Annotated in this window: 5 protein-coding genes and 1 pseudogene; 2 read left to right on the top strand and 4 right to left on the bottom strand. The window is 69.3% G+C overall.

The window, feature by feature from the left end; genetic code table 11:
• The first annotated feature begins 146 nt into the window (after nt 1-146).
• Together ACWDV4_RS23150 and ACWDV4_RS23145 are read left to right on the top strand one after the other, a co-directional pair.
• Nucleotides 147-1391: a glutamate-5-semialdehyde dehydrogenase gene (locus tag ACWDV4_RS23150; protein WP_449982145.1), complete on the top strand. Its 1245-nt coding sequence runs from the start codon at nt 147-149 to the stop codon at nt 1389-1391.
• A 10-nt stretch (nt 1392-1401) separates the two neighbouring features.
• Nucleotides 1402-2025, top strand: a complete 624-nt coding sequence (locus tag ACWDV4_RS23145) for a hypothetical protein (RefSeq protein WP_449982142.1) — start codon at nt 1402-1404, stop codon at nt 2023-2025.
• Between the two features lie 51 nt (nt 2026-2076).
• Here the strand turns inward: ACWDV4_RS23145 and moeZ are convergent, their stop codons facing one another.
• The 4 genes and pseudogenes from moeZ to ACWDV4_RS23125 all read right to left on the bottom strand — a co-directional run.
• Nucleotides 2077-3258 carry an adenylyltransferase/sulfurtransferase MoeZ gene (gene moeZ, locus ACWDV4_RS23140; RefSeq protein ID WP_449982139.1) on the bottom strand — a complete coding sequence of 394 codons (1182 nt, stop codon included), beginning with the start codon at nt 3256-3258 and terminating at the stop codon, nt 2077-2079.
• A gap of 154 nt (nt 3259-3412) precedes the next feature.
• A complete protein-coding gene (locus ACWDV4_RS23135; protein ID WP_449982136.1) occupies nt 3413-4003 on the bottom strand; it encodes a DUF3152 domain-containing protein in 591 nt (196 codons plus the stop codon).
• A 524-nt stretch (nt 4004-4527) separates the two neighbouring features.
• Nucleotides 4528-5388: a DUF3152 domain-containing protein gene (locus ACWDV4_RS23130; RefSeq protein WP_449982133.1), complete on the bottom strand. Its 861-nt coding sequence runs from the start codon at nt 5386-5388 to the stop codon at nt 4528-4530.
• A 147-nt stretch (nt 5389-5535) separates the two neighbouring features.
• Nucleotides 5536-7017: pseudogene (locus ACWDV4_RS23125) on the bottom strand (hypothetical protein); the annotation flags it as partial.
• Nucleotides 7018-7028: the final 11 nt, after the last annotated feature.

Below are 7028 nucleotides of genomic sequence, written 5' to 3'. Positions count from 1 at the left end.
CGGAGCGTAGAGAACTCACATGATCGACAATCCCGTGCCTGTTTGCTACCCCTGAACAGCTACTTGGGCTGCACACGCCCTACTGACGGTCTCTCTAAGAAGGGGCCCTTCCTAACACCCCCGGAGAACCGGAGAAGGAGAGCACGATGAGCGTCACAGAGCAGGCGCGGCGGGCCCGCGAGGCGGCGACCATGCTCGCCACGGCCACCCGTACCGTCAAGGATGGCGCGCTGCACGCGATGGCCGACGCGCTGGTCGCCCGTACCCCGGAGATTTTGACCGCGAACGAGGCGGACCTGGCGGCCGGGCGCGAAGCCGGCCTGTCGACGGCGATCCTGGACCGGCTGGCGCTGAGCACCGAGCGGGTCGCCGGGATCGCCGACGCGCTGCGGCAGATGGCGGCGCTGCCCGACCCGGTCGGCGAGGTGGTACGTGGCAGCACGCTGCCCAACGGCCTGGAGCTGCGGCAGATCCGGGTGCCGTTCGGGGTGGTCGGGATCATCTACGAGGCCCGGCCGAACGTGACCGTGGACGCGGCCGGCATCTGCCTCAAGTCGGGTAACGCGGCGTTGCTGCGGGGCTCGTCGTCGGCGGCCCAGTCCAACGCGGCACTGGTGGCGGTGCTCCGGGACGCGGTGGCCGGGGCCGGACTGCCCGCCGACGCCGTCCAACTGCTGGACACCACGTCCCGCGACTCGGTCAAGGAGCTGATGCGGGCCCGGGGTCTGGTCGACGTGCTGATCCCGCGCGGCGGCGCGTCGCTGATCAAGACGGTGGTCGAGGAGTCGACCGTGCCGGTGATCGAGACCGGGGTGGGCAACTGCCACGTCTATGTGGACGCTGCCGCCGACCTACAGAAGGCGGTGGCGGTCACCCTCAACGCCAAGACCCAGCGCCTGTCGACCTGCAACACCGCCGAGTCGCTGCTGGTACACGCCGACGTCGCCGACGCGTTCCTGCCGACCATGCTGGCGGCGTTCGCCGAGGCCGGCGTCACCGTGCACGGTGACGAGCGGGTGCGGGCCTACTCCGACGCGGTGGTGCCGGCCACCGAGGAGGACTTCGCGACCGAATACCTGTCTGCGGACATCTCGGCCGCCGTCGTCGACTCGCTCTCCGACGCGGTCGGGCACATCCGGCGGTACGGATCAGGGCACACCGAGGCGATCGTCACCGACTCGACGACGGCTGCCCGGGAGTTCGTGGCCCGGGTTGACGCGGCAGCGGTGATGGTGAACGCGTCCACCCGGTTCACCGATGGTGGCGAGTTCGGGTTCGGCGCGGAGATTGGCATCTCCACCCAGAAGCTGCACGCCCGGGGACCGATGGGGCTGCCGGAGCTGACCTCCACCAAGTACGTGGTCACCGGCGACGGGCACCTCCGCACGTAGTCTGTCCGGGATGGACGATCATCATTCGCCGAACCGGATCGACCGCATTCGCGCGACCTTCGCGCAGCTCAAGGCGGTGGAAGCCGAGTACGACTTCGGCGTGCGCCTCGTCGACGGAACGCCCCTGGAGTCGATCCCCGGCATCCCCGAAGCCGCCTTCGAGGTGTTCCGGATCATCGGCACGATCGAGGGAAGCTACTTTCGGTTCGAACCGCCCCCGGCGCTGGCCAGCGCAGCGGCCTTCCACGCCAAACCCCACGATCCGTACGACCCGATGGGCCCGTATCTGTCCATCGGCTGTGAGCTGTTCAGCCTGCCCGAGTGGCTGCGCGGCGAACTCAGGGGCGAGGGCATCTACCTCGACCTTACTGATGGCGATGTCTACCACTTTGACCCGGATGAGTACGTATTCTGCTATGAGCATCCAGACGAGGAGCTGGAGGTCAAGATCCTCGCGCCCGACCTCGTCACCTTCTTCGACGAGTTCGTGCTGGGCCCCCGGTATACCGAACTGGTCGACACGATCCTGTGGCCAGGAGCCCGGGAGCGTCGGGTGCGTAAGGGCCGGTTCCGAGGGCAGTACGAGGACACCTGGCTACGCCTGCTGACGACCGCCGGGCTGGTTGATGGTTAGGAAGGGCCCCTTCCTAGGCAGAATGCGATAAGAAGGGGCCCTTCCTAACCATCAGTACGCGGGCAGCGACGGATCGATGTGCTTGATCCAGGAGAGCACACCGCCCTGGACGTGTACGGCGTCCTTGAAGCCGGCGGCCTTGAGCGCCGCCAACGCCTCAGCCGACCGCACACCCGACTTGCAGTGCAGCACGATCTGCCGATCCTGGGGCAACTTGGCCAGCGCCTCCCCGGAGATGATCTCCCCCTTGGGGATCAGCGTCGAGCCGGGGATACGGACGATCTCGTACTCGGCCGGCTCCCGGACGTCCACCAGGAAGTGGTCCTTGCCACTGTCCTGCCACTCCTTGAGCTCCACTGCGGTGATGGTGGCGTCGACCACCGCCGCCTCGGCCTCCGGCGACACCGCGCCGCAGAAGTCCTCGTAGTCCTCCAGCAGATCGGTGACCGTGGGGTTCTCCCCGCACAGCGCGCAGGCGGGGTCCTTCCGGACCTTGATCTTCCGGTACGACATCTCCAGTGCGTCGTAGACCATCAGCCGGCCCACCAGGGGCTCGCCGATGCCGGTGAGCAGCTTGATCGCCTCGGTGACCTGGATCGAGCCGACCGAGGCACAGAGCACGCCGAGCACGCCACCCTCGGCGCAGGAGGGCACCATCCCCGGCGGCGGGGGCTCCGGGTAGAGGCAGCGGTAGCAGGGGCCGTGCTCGGCCCAGAACACCGACGCCTGGCCGTCGAACCGGTAGATCGACCCCCAGACGTACGGCTTGCCGAGCAGCACCGCCGCGTCGTTGACCATGTACCGGGTGGCGAAGTTGTCCGTCCCGTCGACGATCAGGTCGTACTGGGCGAAGATGTCCCGGACGTTGTCCCGGTCCAGCGCGGTGTTGTGAATCACCACGTTCACCAACGGGTTGATCTCCCGTACGGTCGCCGCCGCCGATTCGGCCTTCGGCCGGCCGACGTCGGACTGGCCGTGGATGACCTGGCGCTGGAGGTTGGACTCGTCGACGGTGTCGAAGTCGATGATGCCGAGGGTGCCGACCCCGGCAGCGGCAAGATACATCAGCGCTGGCGAGCCGAGACCGCCGGCACCCACACAGAGCACCCGGGCGTTCTTCAGCCGCTTCTGCCCCTCGACCCCGACATCGGGGATGATCAGGTGGCGTGAGTAGCGGCGAATCTCGTCAACGGTCAACTCGGCGGCTGGCTCTACGAGTGGGGGCAGCGACACGGTGGACTCCCCGGGTGCGGTCCTCGCTCAGCGGCAAGCTGAGCATGACGATGTGGCATGTCGGGCCATTGTCGCTCGCCATCCGGCACATCGACCATGAGGCGAAACACCTGCCCGCCATCCGGGATCCGGGAATAATCCGATCCACCGTCGGTCACCGCACCGGCGGGCCCGCGTATCGCCGGCCGTTCGGGTACGGCCAGCCGTTGGCCCGGCACCCCGACAACCCGTACGTCTGTTGTTGCATCACCGGTGCCAGCCGGCCCTCACCCGGGCACGCCTCGTGCCCCGCACCGAGTTCGTGCCCCACCTCGTGGTTGACCGCGTAGGCCCGGTAGACGTCCAGCGAGGCACCGTACTCCGGCACGCCGGTCAGCCACCGGGCGAGGTTGATGATCACCTTGCCCGGCAGCTGACACGAGGCAAATCGCTCGGTCTGCAAGCCACCGGCTAGACACATCCGTTCCGAGGTGGCCGGGGTGGCGAGGTAGACGGTGAAGTCGGCGTCGGCAGTACCGGAAACCCGGCGCAGCCGTAGCTCTCGGGAGGCGGTCCAGCTCTGGGCATCGCCAAGGATCACGTCGACGGCAGCTGCGAAGGTGGCGGCCCGCTGGCCGGTCCCGTCTTCGACCGCCACCCGGTAACGGCGTATCGGCCCAGCGACGCCGCGGGCTCGCGACTGGCCGGTGGCGTACTGGAAGGTGCCTGGCCCGGTCTCCGGATAGTCGGCGGTGGGAACACTCACCGGTCGTCCCGGTGTCGGCGCACCGACCTCGGTGGCGGTTCCGGAATCCGATGGCCCGGCAGCAGGGCCGGCGGGCGTTTCACCGGAACCGGTATCGGGTGGGGTGCTCGGGCTGGTCCAGCGGTCCGGAGCGATCCCGAGATCCGCCCTGAACTGCGAAAGGCCCGGTAGCGGGCTGGGCCCGCCCAGCGGGGTGGGACTGCCGGTCACCCCATTCGGGGCTTGGGTCGGGGGCCCGCCTCGGGCAAGGTCCGCCCCGACCAGGCCTGCGGCGATGAGCAAGACGGCCAGCACTGCTGTACGGCGACGGCGACGGCGCATCCGACGAGCCCGGGCCAAGTCCGGGCCGATCGGCAGCCACCAGCTGAAAGCCGGCACCGGGGTGGCCTGTGGTTCGGCCCCGGAACGACTGGGAGCGGGATGATGCGGCTGCGTCACCATGGCGCACACAGAGTGTCACGGAAGGTAGTGACGACCCGCTACGACGCGCCGATTATCCGGTTAATGCCGGAAATCGCCTACCGTCACAGCGGCGGGCCGGCGTACCTCTTCCCCTTCAAGTACGGCCACGGGTTGGCGATGCAGCCCCGGAGGAAAAGGGTCTGTTGCATCATCACCGGCGCGGTCCGGCCCGCTCCCGGGCAGCGCTCATGCCCATGACCCAACTCGTGGCCGACCTCGTGGTTCACCACGTAGAGCCGGTAGCGGTCCAACGGCACCTTGGCGGCGACGAAGTGCGGCACCGACTTGCGCCACCGGTCCAGGTTGAGGATCACCTTGCCCGGTGCCCGGCAGGATGTGTACGGCTTCCCGTTCAGCCGAATGTCCACGTTCCCGGCCTGGCACATCCGGCCAGCGGTACTGGCTGTGGCCAGGTAGACGGTGAAGTCGTGGCTGGCTCCGGCGGGTACCCGCTGGAGGCGTAGCCGGCCGCTGCCGATCCAGCTGGCCGGATCACGCAGCGCCCGGTCGACCGCCGCAGCGAACTCCTCGACGTCCTCGTTCGCGTCCCGTTCCACGGCGACCCGAAACCGCTTCAGCGTCCCGGAGCGGCCCCACACCGATCCGCCGGTCCGGGCGTAGTCGAATTTGCCGGTTCCGGTGCCGGGCACCGCTCCGGGAATCTGAAGTATCAGCTCGGGACTTGGTGTCGGCGTCGGAGCGGCGACCGTGGGAGTGGCGACAGTGGACGGGGTGGGGGTGAAATCGGGCGACGCGCTGCGGTCGTCCGGGTGCGTCGCACCATGCGCTTGGTCATTTCCGGCCGGAAGTCGGGTAGTCAGCGAGGTCAGGACCACACCACTGCCCAGGAGCAGTACGACCACGGCCAGCAGTCCGCTCCACCGGAGGTGTCGCCGGCCGCCAGGCTGAGATGACAAGGTCACCTGGGGGCGAGAATCGGCGAGAGGTGAGTTCTGCATCGCTTGGTTAGACGCTCCGCATAGTGGCTGACGTTGCGTGATCGCCACACGGTTGACGGCGTGACCCGGATCACGCCAGGTCAGGCGAGCAGATCCGCCAACCGTCGATTGTCAGGCGAGCAGAGCCTCCAATCGTCGATTGACTGCCGCCAGGGTGGCCCGGACGACCGCCTGCCGGGGATCGCCGGAGACAAGCGCCGAGCCGGCAAGCTGCTCGACCCAGCCGTTACAGACCAGCAGGACGACCACGATGGCCACCTCGCAGTTGCCGAAGGGTACGACCGCGACATGCTCCACGAAGCATCGTCCCCGCTCGGTGACCTTGGTCGACCCCTCCAGCAGTTCGTCGACCGCGGTGCCGGCCGCGCTCGCGCACAGCCGTAGCACGTACCCGTCGACTGCCGGCCCGGTGGCCAGCCCGGCCGCCTGGCGGCTGCCGGCGGCGAGCCGAACCTCCACCGTGGCGTCGAGGCCGAAGGTGCTTACCTGGACGTGGTCGATGACGACCCGGGGCCCCGGAGGGCCATGAGGATTCAGCGGACGCGAGGGGGCCGTCTCGGTGGTGGTGACCTGCCCGCCCGAGTACGACGTGCCAGCGGTGAGCGACCCGCCAGGAAGCGTCCCAGCGGAACCCGACACGGTCGCCCGGTCCGGGACGGCGGTATTGGCGGGGGGCTCTCCGACAGTGGCACGCCCCCGGGGTGGGGCCGCGGTCTGGGGCGAGGCCGTGGTCTGGGGCGGAGTCGCGGCCTGGCGACGGCGACGCGGTACGTCCGCTAGTGGGTCGATCGGAGCGTTGGCCGGCACCGATTCCCGGCGGTCCGGGGTGGACCCCGCGGCCCGATAGCTGGTCGCTTGGGCGGGCGGTTCACCCGATGCTGACCGGTACGGTGCGGCGGCTCGCTCCATCCCGCCGGGACGGTACGGCGTGGCCGGTGGCTCCGGCGCGGACCGATAGGGCGCGGGTGCGGGTGCGGAGAGCCCGGGCAGGTTCTGTGGTGCCGCCGCGAGCCCCATCCGTTCTTGGAGCAGTCGGGCAACCTGGCGGCTCACTTCGGCCGCGTCGGCACCATCGGCAAGGTCCAGCCGCAGACTGTGCGCACCGGCGGGAGTGGTCCGCAGCGATGCTCCCCGCACTCCGGCGACATCGCGTACGGCATCGAGAATCGCATCGACGTCAAAGCCCTCGGGACGCTCCAGCTGCGACGGTTCGTCCTCCCGCCGCAGGTGGGTGGCGATCCGAGCCAGTTCCGGGGCTTCGGTCGAGGGCTCCACCGCTGGCGGCTCGGGCACTGTGGGTACGTCCGGCTCGGCGGGAACCCGTTGTGGCAAGGACGCCGTTGACGGCTCGTTGAGCGGATGAGCCGACCGGGGCGGGACGGGAGCCGGGGGTGCGGGCTCGGGGGCTGAGGGCGCGGGCTCGGACCACCGGGGTGCCCATTCGTCCTGGGCACGACGGGCAGACTGCGAAAACTGGGTGGCCTCGGGCTGCTGCGCAGCGGTCATCCCAGGGGGATCAGGCTGCGGCGCGGTCATCCCACGGGGATCAGGCTGCGGCGCAGCGGCCTGCGGAAAGGCCGGTGCCCAAGGCGGCACCCACCCCG

The organism is Micromonospora sp. NPDC003197 (assembly GCF_053590565.1).
Note: the sequence above shows the minus strand (reverse complement) of the source record. Positions and strands in the feature narration are given on the sequence as shown.